The 19,857-nt window shown below is 63.9% G+C and carries 18 protein-coding genes; 15 read left to right on the forward strand and 3 right to left on the reverse strand.

Going from position 1 to position 19,857, the window contains the following annotated elements:
• Nucleotides 1-2: 2 nt before the first annotated feature.
• Nucleotides 3-1,481, reverse strand: a complete 1,479-nt coding sequence (locus AC3WVQ_RS28395; protein ID WP_492383289.1) for an aldehyde dehydrogenase — start codon at nt 1,479-1,481, stop codon at nt 3-5.
• Nucleotides 1,482-1,552: 71 nt separating this feature from the next.
• On the reverse strand, nt 1,553-3,004 hold the full coding sequence (locus tag AC3WVQ_RS28400; protein ID WP_060582288.1) for an APC family permease: 1,452 nt from the start codon (nt 3,002-3,004) through the stop codon (nt 1,553-1,555).
• 297 nt (nt 3,005-3,301) lie between these two features.
• Between AC3WVQ_RS28400 and AC3WVQ_RS28405 the strand changes: the two genes are divergently transcribed.
• The 6 genes from AC3WVQ_RS28405 to AC3WVQ_RS28430 are packed head-to-tail and all read left to right on the forward strand — an operon-like array spanning nt 3,302 to nt 9,671.
• Complete coding sequence (locus AC3WVQ_RS28405; protein WP_060517815.1) at nt 3,302-4,084, forward strand: IclR family transcriptional regulator; 783 nt, start codon at nt 3,302-3,304, stop codon at nt 4,082-4,084.
• Nucleotides 4,084-5,337: a Tm-1-like ATP-binding domain-containing protein gene (locus AC3WVQ_RS28410; RefSeq protein ID WP_060582289.1), complete on the forward strand. Its 1,254-nt coding sequence runs from the start codon at nt 4,084-4,086 to the stop codon at nt 5,335-5,337. Before AC3WVQ_RS28405 ends, AC3WVQ_RS28410 begins: the two co-directional genes overlap by 1 nt.
• Nucleotides 5,334-6,008, forward strand: coding sequence for an HAD family hydrolase (locus AC3WVQ_RS28415; RefSeq protein ID WP_404524621.1), 675 nt, complete (start codon nt 5,334-5,336; stop codon nt 6,006-6,008). The genes AC3WVQ_RS28410 and AC3WVQ_RS28415 overlap by 4 nt, the downstream gene beginning before the upstream one ends.
• A 2-nt stretch (nt 6,009-6,010) precedes the next feature.
• Complete coding sequence (locus tag AC3WVQ_RS28420) at nt 6,011-7,366, forward strand: aspartate aminotransferase family protein (protein WP_134886302.1); 1,356 nt, start codon at nt 6,011-6,013, stop codon at nt 7,364-7,366.
• Nucleotides 7,367-7,369: 3 nt separating this feature from the next.
• Nucleotides 7,370-8,653: an aspartate aminotransferase family protein gene (locus AC3WVQ_RS28425; protein ID WP_060517809.1), complete on the forward strand. Its 1,284-nt coding sequence runs from the start codon at nt 7,370-7,372 to the stop codon at nt 8,651-8,653.
• A gap of 7 nt (nt 8,654-8,660) precedes the next feature.
• Nucleotides 8,661-9,671: a phosphotransferase enzyme family protein gene (locus AC3WVQ_RS28430; protein ID WP_060582291.1), complete on the forward strand. Its 1,011-nt coding sequence runs from the start codon at nt 8,661-8,663 to the stop codon at nt 9,669-9,671.
• 20 nt (nt 9,672-9,691) lie between these two features.
• Here AC3WVQ_RS28430 and hpaR read toward each other — a convergent pair whose 3' ends face one another.
• On the reverse strand, nt 9,692-10,180 hold the full coding sequence (gene hpaR / locus AC3WVQ_RS28435) for a homoprotocatechuate degradation operon regulator HpaR (RefSeq protein WP_034787802.1): 489 nt from the start codon (nt 10,178-10,180) through the stop codon (nt 9,692-9,694).
• 108 nt (nt 10,181-10,288) lie between these two features.
• Between hpaR and AC3WVQ_RS28440 the strand changes: the two genes are divergently transcribed.
• The 9 genes from AC3WVQ_RS28440 (at nt 10,289) to AC3WVQ_RS28480 (ending at nt 19,648) form a co-directional block, all read left to right on the forward strand.
• Nucleotides 10,289-10,681 carry a 5-carboxymethyl-2-hydroxymuconate Delta-isomerase gene (locus tag AC3WVQ_RS28440; RefSeq protein WP_034787798.1) on the forward strand — a complete coding sequence of 131 codons (393 nt, stop codon included), beginning with the start codon at nt 10,289-10,291 and terminating at the stop codon, nt 10,679-10,681.
• A gap of 64 nt (nt 10,682-10,745) precedes the next feature.
• Complete coding sequence (hpaE, locus tag AC3WVQ_RS28445) at nt 10,746-12,263, forward strand: 5-carboxymethyl-2-hydroxymuconate semialdehyde dehydrogenase (RefSeq protein ID WP_060517805.1); 1,518 nt, start codon at nt 10,746-10,748, stop codon at nt 12,261-12,263.
• Nucleotides 12,264-12,296: 33 nt separating this feature from the next.
• Nucleotides 12,297-13,277, forward strand: a complete 981-nt coding sequence (gene hpaD, locus AC3WVQ_RS28450; protein WP_134886300.1) for a 3,4-dihydroxyphenylacetate 2,3-dioxygenase — start codon at nt 12,297-12,299, stop codon at nt 13,275-13,277.
• A 50-nt stretch (nt 13,278-13,327) separates the two neighbouring features.
• Complete coding sequence (locus AC3WVQ_RS28455; protein ID WP_492383290.1) at nt 13,328-14,764, forward strand: pyridoxal phosphate-dependent decarboxylase family protein; 1,437 nt, start codon at nt 13,328-13,330, stop codon at nt 14,762-14,764.
• Nucleotides 14,761-15,630 carry a fumarylacetoacetate hydrolase family protein gene (locus AC3WVQ_RS28460; RefSeq protein WP_492383291.1) on the forward strand — a complete coding sequence of 290 codons (870 nt, stop codon included), beginning with the start codon at nt 14,761-14,763 and terminating at the stop codon, nt 15,628-15,630. The genes AC3WVQ_RS28455 and AC3WVQ_RS28460 overlap by 4 nt, the downstream gene beginning before the upstream one ends.
• Before the next feature lie 3 nt (nt 15,631-15,633).
• Nucleotides 15,634-16,437: a 2-oxo-hept-4-ene-1,7-dioate hydratase gene (gene hpaH, locus AC3WVQ_RS28465; RefSeq protein ID WP_060517797.1), complete on the forward strand. Its 804-nt coding sequence runs from the start codon at nt 15,634-15,636 to the stop codon at nt 16,435-16,437.
• An 8-nt stretch (nt 16,438-16,445) separates the two neighbouring features.
• Nucleotides 16,446-17,252: a 4-hydroxy-2-oxoheptanedioate aldolase gene (gene hpaI, locus AC3WVQ_RS28470; RefSeq protein WP_060582294.1), complete on the forward strand. Its 807-nt coding sequence runs from the start codon at nt 16,446-16,448 to the stop codon at nt 17,250-17,252.
• Nucleotides 17,253-17,386: 134 nt separating this feature from the next.
• Nucleotides 17,387-18,619, forward strand: coding sequence for a peptidase T (gene pepT, locus AC3WVQ_RS28475; protein ID WP_134886299.1), 1,233 nt, complete (start codon nt 17,387-17,389; stop codon nt 18,617-18,619).
• 96 nt (nt 18,620-18,715) lie between these two features.
• A complete protein-coding gene (locus AC3WVQ_RS28480) occupies nt 18,716-19,648 on the forward strand; it encodes a helix-turn-helix domain-containing protein (protein ID WP_051659111.1) in 933 nt (310 codons plus the stop codon).
• Nucleotides 19,649-19,857 lie beyond the last annotated feature (209 nt).

A 19,857-nucleotide genomic window follows, 5' to 3' on the forward strand; every position in this document is an offset into this window, starting at 1 on the left:
GGTCAGAGCTGAATCCAGGCGGTCTTCAGATCGATGTATTTGTCGAGCGCGTGCAGCGACTTGTCGTAACCATTGCCGGACTGCCTGACGCCACCGAGCGGCACTGTGTTGTCGGCGCCGCCATAGGTATTGACATGCACCACGCCGGCGCGGATGCCGCGCACCATGCGGTGCGCGCGCGACAGGTTCGCAGTCCAGACGGCCGACGCCAGACCGTAGTAGGTCGCGTTGGCGATCCGGAGTGCGTCGACCTCGTCATCAAACGGTATGACCGCAAGCACGGGGCCGAAGACCTCCTCCTTCGCCAGCTTCATATCCGGCTGAACGTCGAAGACAGTCGGCTGCATGTAGGAGCCACCGGTTTCTTCGAGGATGCGCTTGCCGCCGGAGCGCAGCCTTGCACCTTCAGCCTCGGCCTCTCTGACGAAATCGAGGTTCTTCTTGAGTTGAACCTCGCTGGAAATCGCACCGGCCTCGGTCGCAAGACGCAGCGGGTCGCCGACCTTCACGGATCCTGCGATCGCTGCCACCTTCTCGGCGAAGGCTTCGTGAATGGAGCGCTCGACAAGCAGCCGCGAACCGGCAACGCAGACCTGGCCGGAGTTGCGGAAGATGCCATAGGCGGAAATGCGCGCGGCCTGGTCGAGGTCGGGTGCGTCGGCAAAGACGACGTTCGGCGACTTGCCGCCGAGTTCGAGATAGACGCGCTTGAGGTTCGAGCGCGCGGAATATTCGAGCAGCCGACGACCGACGCCGCCGGATCCGGTAAAGGCGAGAACATCGATATCGCCATGAAGGCCGATCGCCTCGCCCGTGGTCGCGCCGCGACCAGTGACGACATTCAAGACACCCTCTGGCAGACCGGCCTCGGCGCAGATCTCAGCGAGCCTGAGCAGGCTGAGCGAGGCGCCCTCGGCCGGTTTCAGCACCACCGAGTTGCCGGCGGCGAGCGCCGGCGCGATCTTCCAGGCGCCGATCATCAGCGGGAAATTCCAGGGCACGATCGCGGCGACCACGCCAATCGGTTCGCGATGCACGAGACCGAGAATATTGTCGGCCGACGGAGCGATCTCGCCATAGACCTTGTCGAGCGCCTCGGCATAGTAGCGGAAGGTGCCGGCGGCGCTGCCGGGCTCGGCCTTCAGCGCCATAGAGATTTCCGTGCCATTGTCGCGTACGCCGAGAACGGCCAGCTCGAGTGCCTGCGCCTCGATGATCTCGGCAATGCGCGTGAGAACCTTTTTGCGCTGGGCCGGGGCAACCCTCGACCAGCTTCCCTTCTCGAAAGCGGCGCGGGCGGCCCGGACCGCGGCGTCGACATCACCGGCTGCCGCGTCGGCGATCGTCGTCAGGTGCCTGCCGTCGATCGGCGAGGCGACATCGAGGCTTTGACCGGAGAGGCTCTCCTGCCAACGCCCCCCGATGAACAATTTTTGGGCCGCAACGGGCAGGTTGCGCAATTGATCGATCTTGTCCTGCATCGTGTCCTGTCCCGTTTGGTTTGCAGGGATGGCGGCGGGCCGCCATCCCCAAAAGCGATATTCCCGAGAGATCAGATCTCCTGGCCGGCACCCAGGCGGGCGAACTCAATCGGATTGCCCGATTTCAGCGAGGCCGCCAGGAACAGCCCGATGACCCCAAAGATCACGACGAGCCCCGGCAAGAACACCGCGAGCATGCCGGTAGCGCCGGCGAGATCGCCGAAATTGGCCGCGATCGCGATGATGACGGCAACGAGGATCAGACCGGTGACGACGGGAATGACCTTGGTGACCAGCGGGTTCGTTTCAAGCCCAGGATTGCGGTTGAAGAAGGCGACGATCGCAAAGGCGGTAAAGGCCATCAGCGTCATCACCGCAAGCGTGCCGACGTTGGTCAGCCAGGAGAACAGCGCCAGCACCGGGTCCTGGCCCGTTGCCGCAAAGAGCGCGACGATTAGCACGGCAATAACCGTCTGGATCAGCGAGCCGACATGCGGGCTGTGGTAGACAGGATGTGTGACGCCGATCGAGGCGGGCAGCAGGCGCTCGCGGCCGGCGACGTAGAGATAGCGGGCGACACCGTTGTGGAACGCCAGCACGCCGGCAAAGAGGCTCGTGACGAAGAGCACGTTCATCAACGGCGGCAGCCAGCCGCCGGCATAGCGTTCGGCGAGGCCGAAGAGAAAAGTGGTCGGATCGGCAAGGCCCTGCAGTTCGGGCACCAGCTTGTCCGCGCCGGCGGCGTTCACCATCAGCCACGAGGTGAACATGTAGAAGATGCCGATGATCAGCACCGAGATATAGGTCGCACGCGGCACGGTCTTCTCCGGATCGCGGGCTTCCTCGCTGTAGATCGTCGTCGCTTCGAAACCGATGAAGGCGGCGAAGCAGAAGAGAATGCCGATCGACGGCGAACCGGAGAGGATCGCCGAGGGCGTGAACGAAACCGTCGTCAATCCGCCGTCGCCGCCCTTGGCGAGGATCGCGACGTCGATGACGAGCACGACCAGATATTCAAGGATGACGAGGACAGTCAGCACCTTGGCGGAGAGATCGACGCGGCGATAACCGAGAATGCCGACCGCAGCGATGCCGATAAAGGTCCAGACCCACCAGGGCAGATCGATCCCCAAGCCGGCGAAAAGCCCCGCCGTTGCCGCGCCGAAGAGGCCGAAGACGCCGATCTGCATCGCGTTATAGGCAAGGATCGCGATCATCGCTGCGGCACCGCCCATCAGCCCGCCGAGGCCCTGTGCCGTATAGGCATAGAAGGCGCCGGCATTGCGGATATGCCTCGCCATGGCGACATAGCCGACCGAGAACAGAAGCAGGATCGCGGTGACGATCAGAAAGGTGCCGGGAATGCCCGCACCGTTTCCGAGCATCATCGACAATGGAACGCCGCCGGCAACCGCGGTTAGCGGTGCAGCGGCGGAAACGACGAGAAAGGTGACGGCGCCGACGCCGAGGGCGTTCTTGCGCAATTGGTTCGCCCCGGTCACGGGCGCAGGCGAATTGGTCATGGTCTTGGCTCCCCTTGCTGGCGCGAACGCCTTTTCGCCTCCGGTCCTTCTCTCCGGCGGCTGCTCCCTGAAGCGGACTTGAGGCGCGGGGCTTGCTTTTTGTCTTTGCCGCGCAAGTCTTTCGGTTCAATATTTGAACCTTAGCTTCAAATATAGACTTGCAAATTGCATCTGGCCCTGTCAAGTTATTTCGCATGTTAAGTATCTCGACCCAGAACGACCGGGAGAGCGGGTCTACCGCTCCTTAGGAGGGAACAGGCAAGAGGACTGACGGGGCGCTCGACAACGGAGGAATGGATGAGCACCATCGGTAAGGCCCTGACTTTGCTCGACGCGATCTCGCGCCTTGAGAAAGAGGCGGGGTTGAGCGACATCGCCCGCCACTGCGGGCTCGACAAGGCGACGGCCAGGCGCTTCCTCGTCGAACTGGAAAAACACGGCTTCGTCGAGCAGGACGTGGAAACGCGCCGTTATCGGCTGGGCGGTGCACCGGTGCGGCTCGCCCGTATCCGCGAGGCGCGCTTTCCCTATCTGAGCGTGGCGACCCCTTTTGCGCGGGAACTCGCAAGCCTTGCGGGCGAGACCGTCCACCTCTCCGAATACGCCGCCGGCCGCCTCTCGACCATTCATGTGGAGGACTCGCAACGGGCGCATCGTGTCATCGTCGACGTCGGCAGCATCCTGCCCTTCCACGCGACCGCATCCGGCCTCGGCTTTCTCGCCTTCTGCCCGCAGAAGGAGATCGACGCGGCCCTGTCGGCGCCGCTCCAGGCCTTCACCGACCACACGCTGACGGATCCGGCCGCACTCCGCCAGACGCTCGGCGAGACGCTCCGGCGTGGCTACTCGATCTGCCATCACGGGCTTGAGACCGGCGTCGTCAGCGTCGCCGCCCCGATCCGTGCGCCCGGCACAACGCCGGTCGGCGCCATCGCTATCGCCGCACCTGCAACGCGTGCCGACAAGGAGACGGTGGAACAGATGGGGCGCGCCGCTATGGCTGCGGCAAGACGCATTTCCGAAAGACTTTTCGGGTTGGAGCAGGTTGCTGCCGATCCGCTGGCAAGGAGGGCCGGCTGATGAATGCAATGAACCGTCTCCCCAATATCCTGGTCGTGGGTACGGGAGACACCAAATGCGACGAACTCCAGTTCATGGCGTCCGTCATCCGCGAAGCCGGCGGACTGCCTGTGATGATGGATGTCAGCATTCTCGGCGACCCGCCCTATCAGCCTGATTACTCGCGCCACGACATTGCCGAAGCAGCCGGCGTCTCGATCGCGGCCATCGCATCCAGCGGCGACGAACACAGCGCCATGGCGCTGATGGCAACAGGTGCCGCCGCCCTTACCCGTTCGCTCTACGAGGCCGGCCAGGCCGATGGCGTCATCATTCTCGGCGGCTCCATGGGCACCGATCTGGCGCTCGACGTCGCCGCGGCGCTACCACTTGGCGTGCCGAAATTCATCGTCTCGACGATTGCCTATTCGCACCTCTTGCCGCCCGAGCGCATCGCGCCTGATCTGATGATGATCCTCTGGGCTGGCGGGCTCTATGGTCTCAACGGCATCTGCCGCTCGGTGCTCTCCCAGGCCTGCGGCGCGGTCGTCGGTGCTGCGCGGTTCGGTACAAAGCCGGATGGATCGCGGCCGCTGATCGGCATGACCTCGCTGGGATCGAGCTGCCTCAAATACATGAAATACCTGAAACCCGAACTCGAGCGCCGCGGCTACGACGTCGCCGTCTTCCATTCGACCGGCATGGGCGGGCGCGCTTTCGAGGCGATCGCGGCCGAGAAGGGTTTCACGGCCGTCTTCGACTTCTGCATCCAGGAGGTCAGCAACCACCATCACGGAACGGTCGTCACCTCAGGGCCGGACCGGCTTGAAAATGCCGGGCGAGCCGGCATCCCCCAGATCGTCGCGCCCGGCGCCGTCGACATGGTCGACCTGCCCGCCTGGCAGCCCGTTCCGCAAGCCTTCGCCGACCGCCCCTATCACGCCCACAACCGGCTGCTCGGCTCGGTCACCACGTCAGTCCAAGGGCGGCGCGAGATCGCTCGCGTCATCGGCGGCAAACTGGCCGGCACCGGCGCCGAAGTCGCCTTCATCCTGCCGCTCAAGGGGATTCAGGAGTGGGATCAGCCCGACGAGCCGCTCTTCGAACCGGAGGCGCTCGACGCCTTCATCGACGAGATGCGCCGGTCGATCCCGTCAGGCGTCGCGCTGCTTGAGGTCGACAGCCACATCAACGCCCCGGAATTCTCGAAAGCAGCACTTGCGATCTTCGACGACTGGGTGTCGCGCGGCATCGTGCCGGAGGGTCGGCCATGACGAAGAACATGACCGACAAGGCATTGATCCTCGACTTCGGCGGCGTCGTCACCCGAACGCTATTCGAGACCCACGACGTCACCGAGCGCGCACTTGGCCTTGCGCCGGGCACGCTCACGTGGCGCGGCCCCTTCGATCCGGCGACCGACCCGCTCTGGGCCGCCATGCAGCGGCGCGAGATCACCGAACGGGACTACTGGACGACACGCACGCGCGAGGTTGGACAGTTGCTCGACGAAGACTGGAGCGACATGAAGACCTTCGTGCAGCGGGCGCGCGGGGCCGAACCGGAGCTGGTGCTCAGGCCCGAGGCACGCGACGCGATCCTTGCCGCTCACAGGGCCGGCATCCGCCTCGCGATCCTCTCCAACGAACTCGACCTCTTCTATGGCGTCGCGTTCCGCGAGCGTTTCCCGCTGATCGAGCTCTTCGAGATTATCGTCGACGCCACCTACACCAACATCCTGAAGCCCGATCCGCGCGCTTACGAACTGGTGCTGAGCCAGCTCAGTTTGTCGCGCGAAGCCTGCGTCTTCGTGGATGACCAGTTGAAGAACATCGAGGGTGCGCGGGCCGTCGGCCTGCCTCACGTCCATTTCGACGTCACCCGACCCGCAGAAAGCTATGCCAGAGCGCTTCAGATGCTCGGCCTCGAACTGACAGGAGCATGAGCATGCGCGAAACCAACTTCCTCATCGAGAACAACGCCCGCCACCTCTGGCATCCGATGGCGCATCCGGCCGAGATGCAGGCGACGCCGCCGCGCATCATCAATGCCGGCGAGGGCGTCGAGATCGTCGACATTCACGGCAAGAAGGTGCTCGACGCGGTCGGCGGTCTCTGGAACGTCAATCTCGGCTATTCCTGTGAACCGGTGAAGGAGGCGATCCGCCGCCAGCTCGACGACCTGCCCTATTATTCGACCTTTCGCGGCACCACCAATTCGCCGCTGATCGAGCTGTCCTACGAGCTCGCTGAATGGTTCCGCGAGGACGGGCTGACGCGCTCGTTCTTAACCTCGGGGGGCTCGGATTCGGTCGAGACCTGCCTGCGTCTCGCCCGCCAATACCACAAGCTCAACGGCCAGCCGGAGCGCACCAAGTTCGTCGCCTTGAAGAAGGGCTATCACGGCACCCATTTCGGCGGCGCCTCGGTCAACGGCAATGCCAATTTCCGTCGCAACTACGAGCCGCTGCTGCCCGGCGTCTATCATCTGCCGGCGCCCTATACCTATCGCAACCCGTTCGACACGACCGACGGCGCTGTCATCGCCAAGTCGATCGCGCGACTCTTCGAGGACGAGATCGCCTTTCAGGGCGCCGACACCATCGCGGCGCTGATCATGGAGCCGGTGCTTGGCGCCGGCGGCGTGATCGTGCCGCACGAGACCTTCATGCCGCTGATGCGCGAGATCTGCGACCGCCACGGCATTCTGCTGATTGCCGACGAGGTGATCACCGCCTTCGGCCGCACCGGCGCCTGGACCGGCTCACGTCTCTGGGGCGTGAAGCCAGACTTCATGTCGACCGCGAAGGCGATCACCAATGGCTACTATCCCTTCGGCGCAGTGATGATCGCCGACAAGGTGGCCGAGGCTTTCGAAAGCAACAAGACGGCTGCCGGATCGATCGGCCATGGTTACACCTACTCCGGCCATCCGGTCGGTGCTGCGGCAGCACTCGCAACGCTGAAGGAGACGCGCAAGCAGAACGTGGCGGCGAATGCCGGTGCCCGCGGCGAGGAACTCATCGCCGGTCTCGAAGCGCTGAAGGAGCGGCACGAACTGATCGGCGACGTGCGTGGCAAGGGTCTGATGTGCGCGCTCGAACTGGTCTCGGACCGCGAGAAGAAGAGCGCTGCGGCGAAGGATGTGGTGCAGAAGGTCCAGGACGTGACCTATGACGCCGGCGTCATGGTGCGAACCTCGGGCGCCAATGTCATCCTCTCGCCGCCACTCGTCATCACCGCCGGCGATGTCGCCCGTATTCTGACGGCGCTGGACGCCGGCCTCACCGCCGCACGGGGATAAACCATGACAGGCAACGCGGATCTGATCGCGCGCCGCGAGCGGCTGCTCGGGCGCAACATGTCGCTGTTCTACGAGGAGCCGGTCCATCTGGTGCGCGGCGAAGGCGTCTGGCTCTTCGACGCCGATGGCCGCCGCTATCTCGACTGCTACAACAACGTGCCGCATGTCGGCCATTGCCATCCGCGGGTGACCGAGGCGATCGCCCGGCAGGCCTCAACCCTCAACACCCACACCCGCTATCTGCACGAAGGCATTCTCGACTATGTCGAGCGGCTGACCGCGACCTTCGACAAGAGCCTCGACGCGGCGATCCTCACCTGCACCGGCAGCGAGGCGAATGACGTGGCGCTGCGCATGGCTCAAGCCGTGACCGGCAAAACCGGGGTGATTGCCACCGACCACACCTATCACGGCAACACCGCGGCCGTGTCGCAGCTTTCGACCCGAATGCCGCCAGTCGGCGGCTTCGGCGGCCACGTGCGCCACGTGCCAGCACCCGACAGCTACCGACCGCTCGGCGGCGAGCCGGGTGACGCATTCGCTGCGGCCTTCACCGCCAAGGTCGAAGAAGCGATCGCCTCGCTTGAGCAGAGCCCGCACGGCTTCTCGGCGCTGATCATCGACCCCTTCTTCGCCAATGAGGGCTTTCCGGAGTTGCCATGGGAATTTCTCGACGGGGCTGTCGCCGCGGTCAGAAAAGCCGGCGGCCTCGTCATTGCCGACGAGGTCCAGCCGGGCTTCGGCCGTACCGGCGGCCATATGTGGGGACACCAGAAGGCCGGCATCGTGCCCGATATCGTCACGCTCGGAAAACCGATGGGCAATGGCCATCCGATCGGCGGCGTGGTTGCCGGCGCCGACACGCTCAACGCCTTCCGCAAGGCGTTTCGCTACTTCAACACCTTCGGCGGCAACCCCGTATCCTGCGCTGCCGCCATGGCGGTGCTCGATGTGATCGAAAGTGAGAAGCTCATCGAGAACGCCGCTGCCGTGGGCGCTTACGCCAAGGCGGGTCTCGCGCGGCTTGCGGACAAACATGACGTGATCGGCGACATCAGGGGCAGCGGCCTGTTCTTCGGTGCGGAACTCGTCACCGATCGCAGCGAGAAAACACCGGCGAGCGGTCTCGCGACAAAGGTGATCAACGGCATGCGAGGGCGAGGCGTGCTGATGGGCAAGCTTGGCGTCCACCAATGCACGACGAAAATCCGGCCGCCGATGCCGTTTACCCGCGAGAATGCCGACGTCATGCTGTCGACGCTCGACGACGTGCTCTCGGGTCTGTGAGCCGACGATGATCGCCGACCTGCCTCCGCAATTTCGCGCCGCGCTCGACAGGCGGGCCTGCCAGGCGCTCTCGCACTGGGGCGTCGCCGACCAACGGCCGGAACTCCTGAAATACCGGGAAAACGCGGTGTTTCGCGTATGCCTCCCCGATGGTCGGTCGGCGGCGCTGCGGCTGCACCGCGCCGGCTATCACGGCGAAGCGGCCCTTCGCTCGGAACTGCAATGGATGGCAGCACTCGGCGATGCCGGTCTCGCGGTGCCGCGGCCGATCGCAACGGCGGACGGATGCCTGCTTGTTGCCCTGCCGGAAGATGAAGCGTTTGCCGCGCAGCACGCCGATATCATCGGCTGGATGGACGGACAGACGCTCGGCGAAAGCGGAAAGCCGCTGTCCCACACACCCGAAAAGCTCGGCGCGATCTTCTCGGCACTCGGCGCCACCATGGCCGAGATGCACAATCTCGCCGACCGCTGGACGTCGCCGGAGGGATTCTGGCGCCCCGCCTGGGATGCGGAAGGACTGCTCGGCGAGCGGCCGCTCTGGGGACGGTTCTGGGACTGCGACGGCTTGTCTTCGGCGCAGACAAGAGCACTTTCGGCGTTGCGCCATGATCTCCGGCGGCGCCTGGCAACGATGCCGACTCCGGCGCAGGATTTTGGGCTGATCCATGCCGATCTCGTTCGGGAGAACGTGCTCGTTGCCGAGAACGGCGTGACCGTCATCGATTTCGACGATGCCGGCTACGGCTTTCGCCTCTTCGACATCGCGACCGCACTCCTGAAAAACCGGCGCGAGCCGGCATATGAGACGATCGAGGCTGTGCTGATCTCAGGCTATCGAAGCCGCCGCGCCCTGCCGGACGAAGCGTTTTCCTGCCTGCCGCTGTTCCTCGTGCTTCGCAGCCTCACCTATATCGGCTGGTTTGCCTCGCGGCCGGAGTTGCCCGCGGCGCGCGACCGCGTCCTGCGATATGCCGACGAGACGCTGGCGCTTGCGGAAGAACTGGGGGTTCGATGATCAGGGCGCCGTCGAAGCACTCAGTCGTTGAGACTGGCGAGTTCGTCCAGCATATCGAGCAGGACTTCGACGCGCTCGTGGCCGTAGCGAGCTTCGAGCTCCTCGTAGATCGCGCGGCTTTCCGGGCTGACGTCGGCGATCACCCGCATGCCCTCGGGCGCGATCTCGAGCAGAACGCGCCGGCCGTCGTCGGCGTCCTTATGCTTGGTGATCAGGCCGCGCTCCTCGAGCGAGCGGATGATGCGCGTCAGGCTTGGCGCCAGGATGAAGGCCTTGTCGGCCATCTCGGACGCATCGACCCGGCCGGCTTCGGCGAGAATGCGGATCACCCGCCATTGTTGCTCGGTAATATCGTGACGCGCCAGCATCGGTCGAAAATGCGCCATGACGGCTTCGCGTGCGCGCAGAAGCGCGATCGGCAGCGAACGGCGCGTGTTGTGCGGCAAAAGGGCGTCGTGGCCCAGGTCGGTGGGAGGCTTTTCGCGGCTCATAGGCGTTCTATCGGACATTTTCTTTCGTTCTGCAATCGGCAGGCGCAGCTGCGGGAAACGGGCTGCTTGACACTGTCGGCAATTTCGTTAACGTGTTAAATATATGAGAGCGCATCGGGAGGAAAGATGCCGCATCTGACAATCGAATATTCCGGTAACCTCGACACTCGCGTCGACTTTGCCAAGCTGTGCCGCACGGTGCACGCGACCATCCTCGGCACCGGCCTCTTCGAGCTTGGCGCCATCAGGGTGCGCACGATCCAGAGCCGCGACTATGCGATCGCCGACCTCCTGCCGGAAAACGGCTTCATCGACCTGTCCTTCCGCATCGGCCGCGGCCGCACGGAAGCGGAGAAGAAGGCGACCGGCGACGCGATTTTCAAGGCCGTCAGCGAAGAACTCTCGACGCTCTTCTCGACGCCGCATTTCGCCCTCAGCCTGGAGATCCGCGAGATCGATCCGGAGCTGAGCTGGAAGAAGAACGCCATTCACCCCAGGCTGCGCGCCTCCAACGGCTGAGCGCGGCCCTCCCACAAAAACACAGCAGTGCGCGGCGAAGTCTGCGCCAGCATCGGAGACCATCATGTCCAAGCTCGCCGAAAACCTCGCCAAGGCGGAACGCTTTCTTGCCCGCTTCAGACGCGAAGGCGTGCTCAATTACATCAACGGTGAAGCCCTTCCCTCGCTTGATGGCGAGACTTTCGAGACCATCTCGCCCATCGACCTGAAACCGCTGGCAAAGATCGCGCGCGGCAAGGCAGCCGATATCGACCGCGCCGCCAAGGCCGCGAAAGCAGCCTTCGCCGAATGGGCGTCCATGCCCGGCGATACGCGCAAGAAGCTCCTGCATAAAATTGCCGATGCGATCGTCGCGCGCTCCGAGGAGATCGCCTTCGTCGAGTGCGTGGATACCGGACAATCGCTGAAGTTCATGGCCAAGGCGGCGCTGCGCGGTGCGGAAAACTTCCGCTTCTTTGCCGACCGGGCGCCGGAGGCACGCGACGGCAAGATGCTGCGCGGCGGCAACCAGATCAACATGACGACGCGCGTGCCGATCGGCCCAGTCGGCATCATCACGCCCTGGAACACGCCCTTCATGCTGTCGACCTGGAAGATCGCCCCGGCGCTCGCCGCCGGCTGCACGGTCGTCCACAAGCCGGCGGAGTTCTCGCCGCTGACCGCACGGCTGCTGGTGGAGATCGCCGAGGAGGCCGGGCTGCCGAAAGGTGTCTGGAACCTGGTCAACGGTTTCGGCGAAGACGCCGGCCGGGCGCTGACCGAACACCCCGATATCAAGGCGATCGGCTTCGTCGGTGAAAGCCGCACCGGCTCGATGATCATGAAGCAGGGTGCCGAGACACTGAAGCGCGTCCATTTCGAACTCGGCGGCAAGAACCCGGTGATCGTCTTTGCCGATGCCGATCTCGAACGCGCGGCCGACGCCGCCGTCTTCATGATCTATTCACTGAACGGCGAACGCTGCACCTCGTCCTCGCGCCTTTTGGTCGAAGACAGCATCTATGACCGGTTCACCGCGCTCGTCGCCGAGAAGGCCAAGCGCATCAAGGTCGGTCATCCGCTTGACCCCGAGACCGTCGTCGGCCCGCTCATTCACCCCGTGCATGAGAAGAAGGTGCTCGACTATATCCGAATCGGCCGCGAGGAGGGTGCAACCATTGCTGCCGGCGGCGAGAAATTCGACGGTCCGGGCGGTGGCTGCTATGTGACCCCGACGCTCTTTACCGGCGCCAATAACGGCATGCGCATTGCCCAGGAAGAAATCTTCGGGCCGGTGCTGACGGCGATCCCGTTCAAGAACGAGGCGGAGGCGCTGGCGCTTGCCAACGACACGCAATACGGCCTGACCGGCTATCTCTGGACCTCCGACGTCACCCGCGCGTTCCGCTTCACCGATCATCTGGAGGCCGGGATGATCTGGGTGAACTCGGAGAATGTGCGCCACCTGCCGACGCCGTTCGGCGGCGTCAAGAGCTCGGGCATTGGCCGCGACGGCGGCGACTGGTCGTTCGATTTTTACATGGAAACCAAGAACATCGCCTTTGCCAGCTCGGCGCACGCGATCGCCAAGCTCGGCGGCTGAGCGCGCTGGCAAAAAAAACTGGAGGAGACATCAATGCCCTTGCCGAAACCGAACCTCTACCCGCCCTTCAACATCGTGCGGCTGAGCCATGTGGAGCTCGCCGTCACCGATCTCGCCAAATCACGCGCCTTCTATGTCGACGTACTCGGCCTGCAGGTCACCGACGAGACGGCGGACACGATCTATCTGAGGGCCATGGAGGAACGCGGCCACCACTGCATCATTCTGAAGAAGGGGTCGAGCGCAGAGGCTCGCGACCTCGGCTTCAAGGTCTTTGGCGACGAGGATCTCGAAAAGGCCGCGCATTTCTTCAAAGCGAAAGAATTGCCTGTCGAGTGGATCGAACGCCCCTACCAGTCACGCACCTTTCGCACCCGTGACCCGCAGGGCATCCCGCTCGAATTCTATTCGAAGATGGACCGTCTGCCGCCAATCCACCAGAAATACGCGCTCTACCGCGGCGTCAAACCGCTGCGCATCGACCACTTCAACTGCTTCTCGCCCAATGTCGACGAAGCGGTCGCCTTCTACAACGAGATCGGCTTCCGGGTAACGGAATACACGGCCGATGAGGAGACGGGACGTCTCTGGGCCGCCTGGACCCATCGCAAGGGCGGCGTGCACGACATCGCCTTTACCAACGGCCGCGGCCCGCGCCTGCACCACACCGCCTTCTGGGTACCGACGCCGCTCAACATCATCGACCTGCTCGACCTGATGTCGACCTCCGGTTGGCTCGCCAATATCGAACGTGGCCCCGGCCGCCACGGCATTTCCAACGCCTTCTTCCTCTATGTCCGCGACCCTGATGGACACCGCATCGAGATCTACTGCTCCGACTACCAGACCGTCGATCCGGATCTGGAACCGATCAAGTGGGACCTGAAGGACCCGCAGCGCCAGACGCTCTGGGGCGCGCCGGCACCGAAATCCTGGTTTGAGGAAGGCAGCGCCTTTGCCGGTGCCGAGGCGAGGGACTCGATCCTGAAAGCCCAACCGATCGTCGCGCCGTGACGTTTGGCGAGTGGATCGGGTAAGGGCCTCGCATCGAACGGGAGTAGAAAATGGACGAAAAGAGTTTCACCGAATGGTCGCTGAAGGCGGCGAAATGGGGTGCGGACTATCGCGCCTCGCTGCGTGACCGCCCCGTGCGGGCGCAGACGGCACCGGGGGCAATTGCCGCCCAGATCCCGGCGCAGCCGCCGCGGACCGGCGAGGACATGCAGGCGATCTTCGAGGACTTCGAAAAGATTATCCTGCCTGGCATGACCCATTGGCAGCATCCGCGTTTCTTCGCCTATTTCCCGGCGAACGCGGCACCCGTCTCCGTCGTCGCCGAATACCTCGTCACCGCCATGGCGGCGCAGTGCATGCTCTGGCAGACCTCGCCGGCGGCGACCGAGCTCGAGACCAAGGTCCTCGACTGGCTGCGCCAGGCGATCGGACTGCCCGAGGGCTTCTCCGGTGTGATCCAGGATTCGGCGTCCTCGGCGACACTCTCGGCCGTGCTTGTCATGCGCGAGAAGGCGCTCGGGTGGAACGGCAACAAGAAGGGCCTCGCCAGCCAGCAGCAGCTTCGCATCTATTCCTCCGATCAGGTTCACACCTCGATCGACCGGGCGATCTGGGTCTCGGGGATCGGCGAGGAGAACCTCGTGCGTATCCCGGCGAACGGGCCGCGGCGGGCGATGGACTGCCAGGCGCTCGAAGCGGCGATCCTCCGCGACAAGGCAGCAGGCCTCGTGCCGGCGGGCGTGATCGCCTGCACCGGAGGCACAAGCACGGGTGCCTGCGACGACATCGCCGAGGTCGTGCGGGTCGCCCATGCGCACGGTCTCTACGTCCATGTCGATGCCGCCTGGGCCGGTGCCGCGATGATCTGCGAGGAGTTTCGCGAACTCTGGGCCGGCGTCGAAAACGCTGACTCCGTCGTCTTCAATCCGCACAAGTGGCTGGGCGCGCAGTTCGACTGCTCGGCGCATTTCATCCGCAGTCCCGATGATCTGGTGAAGGCGTTGGCGATCCAGCCGGAATATCTGAAGACGCACGGGCGCGACGGTATCATCAACTATTCCGAATGGACGATCCCGCTCGGCCGGCGTTTCCGGGCTCTGAAACTTTGGTTCCTGCTGCGCTTCCATGGTCTCGAAGGCCTGCAGACGATGGTCCGCAACCACGTGCGCTGGTCCCGGCAACTGGCGGAGCGGCTGGCCGAGCACCGGGAATTCGAGATCGTGACCGCACCGATGCTGTCGCTGTTTTCGTTCCGCCATCTGAGCGAAGGGGATCCGGACGCCCACACCATCGCTTTGGTCAACGCGATCAATGATGACGGCCGCATCTACCTGACCCAGACGCGCGTCGATGGTCGCGTGGCGATCCGTTTCCAGGCGGGCCAGTTCGACATGACGCAAGAGGATGCCGAGACGGCGTTCGAGGTCATTGTCGAGGTCGCCGCCGCGCTCGACGGACAACACGAAAAAACGAAGGCTTCCCGATGACACCTCCCCGTTTCGTCACCTTTTCGGCCGGAAACAGGCGGGGCTACGGCCTCGTTTCCGGCAATGGATTGATCGACCTTAGCACACGATATGGATCGACCTTTCCGACGCTGCGCGAGGTGATCGAAGCCGGTGCCCTTACCCGGCTTGCCGACGAAGCGGCCGGACTGCCGGCGGACATTTCGCTCGACGATATCCGCTACGAGATCCCTATACCGGCACCGGAAAAGATCATTTGCGTCGGCGTCAATTTTCCGGACCGCAATGAGGAATACAAGGACGGGCAGGTGGCACCCTCCAACCCGTCGCTGTTCATCCGTTTCCCGCGCTCGTTTACCGGCCACAGTCAGCCGCTGATCCGCCCGCCGGAAAGCGCACAGCTCGATTATGAAGGCGAGATCGTCATCGTCATCGGCAAGGGCGGTCGTCGTATCCGCGAGGCGACGGCGCTCGACCACGTCGCCGCGCTTTCGCTCTCAAACGAAGGCACGATCCGCGACTGGGTGCGCCATGCCAAGTTCAACGTCACCCAGGGCAAGAACTTCGACCGCACCGGCTCGATCGGTCCTTGGCTGGTGCCATTCACCGACGAGGCCCAGCTTGCCGACATCAAGCTGGAAACCCGCGTGAACGGCGAGGTTCGCCAGCAAGACCGCACCAGCCGGATGATCTTCTCCTTCCGCAAGATCATCAATTACGTCTCTACCTTCACGACGCTGGTGCCCGGCGACGTCATCGTCACCGGCACGCCGACTGGCGCCGGTGCCCGTTTCGATCCGCCAATCTGGCTGAAGCCTGGCGACATTGTCGAGGTCGAGGCCCAAGGCATCGGCACGCTCATCAACCCAGTTGCCGACGAGGCCTGACCCATGCTCGACAAGAACCAGATCGAGTCAGCCGCGACGGCACTCGACATCGCCGAACGCGAGCGCGTCCAGACCGGACTGCTGTCGCTGCAGCATCCCGACATGACCATGGACGACGCCTATGCGGTGCAGGCCGCCTGGGTGAAGAAGAAGATCGCCGCTGGACTCCGGGTGATCGGCTGGAAGATCGGCTTGACCTCGAAGGCGATGCAATATGCGCTCAACATCGACATCCCCGATTCCGGCGTGCTCTTCGATGACATGCTGTTTGAGGACGGCGCGCGCATTCCGGGCAATCGTTTCATTCAGCCGCGCATCGAGGCCGAGATCGCCTTCGTGATGAAGGCGCCGCTTTCCGGCCCCAATGTCACCGTCTTCGACGTGTTGAACGCCACCGATTACGTGACGCCGGCGCTCGAAATCCTCGATACGCGGATCCTGCGCGTCGATCCGGAAACGAAGAAGGCGCGCACGATCGTCGATACCATCTCCGACAACGCCGCCAATGCCGGCATCGTGCTTGGCGGAAGACAGATGCGGCCCGATGCGATCGACATGCGCTGGATGGGCGCGATCGTCTCGCGCAATGCCGAGGTCGAAGAGACAGGACTGGGCGCCGGCGTGCTCAACCACCCGGCCCGCGGCATCGCCTGGCTCGCCAATCGCCTGGCGCTCTACGGCGACCGTATCGAGGCCGGCCAGATCGTGCTTGCCGGCTCCTTCATCCGCCCGGTCGAGGCCCGCCATGGCGACACCATCGTCGCCGACTTCGGCCCGTCCGGCACCGTCAGCTGCTTCTTCGAATAGGAACGCCCATGCCCGCTCCGCGCAATCCGTTCAAACAGGCCCTCACTGACAAGCGCCCGCAGATCGGTCTCTGGCTGGCGCTCGCCAATCCCTATACGGCCGAGATCTGCGGCGGCGCCGGGTTCGACTGGCTGCTGCTTGACGCCGAGCATGCGCCGAACGACATACCGCTTCTGGCAGCACAGCTCCAGGCACTCGCCGCATCGCCAAGCCACGCCATCGTCCGGCCGCCGATCGGCGAGACCTGGATGATCAAGCAGATCCTCGACATCGGCGCGCAGACGCTGCTGGTGCCGATGGTCGAAAGCGACGAACAGGCCCGCGCCCTGGTGCGCGCCGTGCGTTATCCGCCCCATGGCGTGCGTGGAGTCGGTGCCGCCCTTGCCCGGGCATCGGCCTTCAACCGTATTCCCGACTATCTGCAGACCGCCAATGACGAGGTCTGCCTGCTCGTGCAGATCGAAAGCCGCGCCGGCCTTGCCGCCCTCGACGAGATCACGACCACCGACGGCGTCGACGGTGTCTTCATCGGCCCGGCCGATCTTGCCGCAGACATGGGCTTTCTCGGCAAGCCCGGTGCGCCGGAGGTACAGCAAGCAGTCGAGGCGGCGCTCCTTCGCATCCAGTCGCACGGCAAGGCGGCCGGTATCCTGACCTCCGATCAGGCCCTTGCCCGCCGCTACCTAGAACTCGGCGCGACCTTTGTGGCGGTCGGCAACGATGTCGGCCTGCTGGTCGGCGCCACGTCGAAGCTGGCAGCGGAGTTCAAGGGTACCAGAGGCGAGACCGAGACGACGGCTGGAAAAATCTACTGATCGGCATCGTCTGCGCCGCGACCGGAGGAGCCAGTCGGGCCACGACCAACCGCATGCGTTGGGCGGTCACGACTTTCCCTCGTCTCGGTCTGGGGGTATAGCGGTCTGACGCCCACCAGCATTGGATTCCCGCCATGACCGATACCGTTCTCGACCGCTTCCTTCGTTATGTCGTCATCGACACCCAGTCCGACGCGAGGTCGAAGACGCAGCCGTCGACGGAAAAGCAGAAGAACCTCGGTCGCGTGCTCGTCGAGGAACTGCTGACGATCGGCCTTGCCGACGCCCATCTCGATGAAAACGGCTACGTCTATGCCACCATTCCTTCGAACGTGGACAAGCCGGTGCCGGTCATCTGCTGGTGCTCGCACATGGACACGGCGCCGGATTTCACCGGCACGAACGTCAAGCCGCAGATCGTCAGCAACTACCAGGGCGGCGATATCAGGCTCACGGGAGATCCGCAGCAGGTAATCCGCGTCGCCGACCACCCGGTTCTCAACGACCAGATCGGCAATGACATCGTCACGACCGACGGCACGACGCTGCTCGGCGCCGACGACAAGGCCGGGCTTGCCGAGATCGTCGCGGCCGCTCAAGTTCTCGTCGACAATCCCGAAATCAAGCACGGCACGATCAAGCTGCTCTTCACCACCGACGAAGAGATCGGCCGCGGCGTCGACAAGGTCGACTTGAAGAAGCTTGGGGCCCAATTCTGCTATACGGTCGATGGCGAAACCGCCGGCCATATCGAGGACGAGACCTTTTCCGCCGATGGCGTCGAGATCGTCATTCAGGGCGTCGCCATCCACCCGGGCTTTGCCAAGGACAAGATGGAGAACGCCATCAAGATCGCCGGCAACATCATTAGCCGGCTGCCGCGGGAGGTTTCGCCCGAGGGCACCGAGGGCCGCGACGGCTTCGTGCATCCGACCGGCGTGACCGGCTCGATGGACAGGGCGCAGCTCGGCCTCATCGTGCGCGACTTCGACGAGGCGGGCCTTGCCTCGAAGGAAGCCATGCTCGAAGGCATCGTCAAGGACGTGATGAAGGCCTATCCGGGCTCCACCTACAGTTTCGAGGTCAAGCAGCAGTACCGCAACATGAAGGCCATCCTCGACCGCCATCCGGAGATCGTCGAAAACGCCATCGAGGCGATCCGCCGGGCCGGCATGCAGCCGGTGCGCGGCAGCATCCGCGGCGGCACCGACGGTTCGCGGCTCTCCTTCATGGGTCTGCCTTCGGCCAACCTCTTCGCCGGCGGCCACGCCTTCCATTCGCCGCTCGAATGGGTCAGCCGCCAGGACATGGAGTGCAGCGTCAAGACGCTGGTCGAGCTCGCCAAGATCTGGGCCGAACGCGCCTGACATAGTCCGGAAAACGGGGCGGCTTGGGTGCAATAGGCAGCCGCTCCTTCTCCAAAGGAGACGACCGATCGACACGGCGCGAAGGAGGGTCAGGCGATGAGTACGGCGCGAGGCTCAAAACGCGCGCCGGCAAAGCCCGCTTCGCTCGCAACCAACCCGCCGACCTTCGAGCACATCGTCACCGGCGTCAACGAGACGTTCCTATGGCGTCTCGACAACTATCCCTGGGAACGGAACGTCTGGAACTTCCATCCGGAGATCGAAATCCATCTCATCCGCAAGGCCTCGGGCCTTGCCTTCGTCGGTGATCATATCGGCCAGTTCGGTCCGGGTTATCTCACCGTCATCGGCAGCAACCTGCCGCATGACTGGGTAACGGTTACCGAACCCGATGAGATTATCGAAGGCCGTGACATCGTCATGCAGTTCCACCCGGATCGCATGCGCGAGATCACCGACGCCCTACCGGAATTTGCCGAGCTCGAGGCCTTCTTCGCCCGCGCCGAGCGCGGCCTGGTGTTTCATGGCGAAGCCCGCGCCAAGGGCGCCGATCTGATCGAACGTATGGGCAGCCTGAAAGGGCTCTCGCGCTTCTCGCTGTTCATCCAGCTGCTCGATCTGCTGGTCAACACCGAAGAATACGAGTTGCTCTCCTCGCCGGAATTCGCGCCAGAACTCGACCAACAATCGCTTGACGTGCTGCGCGGCGCTCTGGCCTTCATCTACGAGAACATCGCCACCGACATTCATCTTGCCGATCTTGCCCGGCAGGCCGGCATGAGCGAAACGGCCTTTTCCCGTTTCTTCAAGAAGAATACCGGCAACACCTTTACCGACCACGTCAACAAGCTGCGCATCTGGCAGGCGTGCAAGCTGCTTGCCGAAACCGACGTGCCGATCACCGACATCTGCTTCGAGGTCGGCTACCTCAACATCTCCAATTTCAATCGCACCTTCCTGCGCCAGCACAAGATGACGCCTTCGGCCTACAGGCGGCTGACGGGCCAGCGTCGTACTTCCCGTTCTTAGGCGCGTTTCACCCACCCAGGCAATGAATCCTTGCGTTTGCTGCGCTGCAAACGGCTGGCATCTGGCAATTTTCTGCAAGAAAGTACAGAATTGCCGCATCGCGCACGCTAGTTCGGCAGAGCGTAAGGCCTATCATCGAACCCAGCGAAACGGTTCGCTATGAGGAAAACGCACTGGATCTGAGGAGTATCCGGCGCGCATCGCAGACC

The organism is Ensifer sp. EB106-05-01-XG146 (genome assembly GCF_058791875.1).

Excerpts from the sequence above, each read along its gene's own strand:
- AC3WVQ_RS28395 (WP_492383289.1), bottom strand. The coding sequence starts at position 1,481 with ATGCAGGACAAGATCGATCAATTGCGCAACCTGCCCGTTGCGGCCCAA.
- AC3WVQ_RS28400 (WP_060582288.1), bottom strand. The coding sequence starts at position 3,004 with ATGACCAATTCGCCTGCGCCCGTGACCGGGGCGAACCAATTGCGCAAG.
- AC3WVQ_RS28405 (WP_060517815.1), top strand. The coding sequence starts at position 3,302 with ATGAGCACCATCGGTAAGGCCCTGACTTTGCTCGACGCGATCTCGCGC.
- AC3WVQ_RS28410 (WP_060582289.1), top strand. The coding sequence starts at position 4,084 with ATGAATGCAATGAACCGTCTCCCCAATATCCTGGTCGTGGGTACGGGA.
- AC3WVQ_RS28415 (WP_404524621.1), top strand. The coding sequence starts at position 5,334 with ATGACGAAGAACATGACCGACAAGGCATTGATCCTCGACTTCGGCGGC.
- AC3WVQ_RS28420 (WP_134886302.1), top strand. The coding sequence starts at position 6,011 with ATGCGCGAAACCAACTTCCTCATCGAGAACAACGCCCGCCACCTCTGG.
- AC3WVQ_RS28425 (WP_060517809.1), top strand. The coding sequence starts at position 7,370 with ATGACAGGCAACGCGGATCTGATCGCGCGCCGCGAGCGGCTGCTCGGG.
- AC3WVQ_RS28430 (WP_060582291.1), top strand. The coding sequence starts at position 8,661 with ATGATCGCCGACCTGCCTCCGCAATTTCGCGCCGCGCTCGACAGGCGG.
- hpaR (WP_034787802.1), bottom strand. The coding sequence starts at position 10,180 with ATGTCCGATAGAACGCCTATGAGCCGCGAAAAGCCTCCCACCGACCTG.
- AC3WVQ_RS28440 (WP_034787798.1), top strand. The coding sequence starts at position 10,289 with ATGCCGCATCTGACAATCGAATATTCCGGTAACCTCGACACTCGCGTC.
- hpaE (WP_060517805.1), top strand. The coding sequence starts at position 10,746 with ATGTCCAAGCTCGCCGAAAACCTCGCCAAGGCGGAACGCTTTCTTGCC.
- hpaD (WP_134886300.1), top strand. The coding sequence starts at position 12,297 with ATGCCCTTGCCGAAACCGAACCTCTACCCGCCCTTCAACATCGTGCGG.
- AC3WVQ_RS28455 (WP_492383290.1), top strand. The coding sequence starts at position 13,328 with ATGGACGAAAAGAGTTTCACCGAATGGTCGCTGAAGGCGGCGAAATGG.
- AC3WVQ_RS28460 (WP_492383291.1), top strand. The coding sequence starts at position 14,761 with ATGACACCTCCCCGTTTCGTCACCTTTTCGGCCGGAAACAGGCGGGGC.
- hpaH (WP_060517797.1), top strand. The coding sequence starts at position 15,634 with ATGCTCGACAAGAACCAGATCGAGTCAGCCGCGACGGCACTCGACATC.
- hpaI (WP_060582294.1), top strand. The coding sequence starts at position 16,446 with ATGCCCGCTCCGCGCAATCCGTTCAAACAGGCCCTCACTGACAAGCGC.
- pepT (WP_134886299.1), top strand. The coding sequence starts at position 17,387 with ATGACCGATACCGTTCTCGACCGCTTCCTTCGTTATGTCGTCATCGAC.
- AC3WVQ_RS28480 (WP_051659111.1), top strand. The coding sequence starts at position 18,716 with ATGAGTACGGCGCGAGGCTCAAAACGCGCGCCGGCAAAGCCCGCTTCG.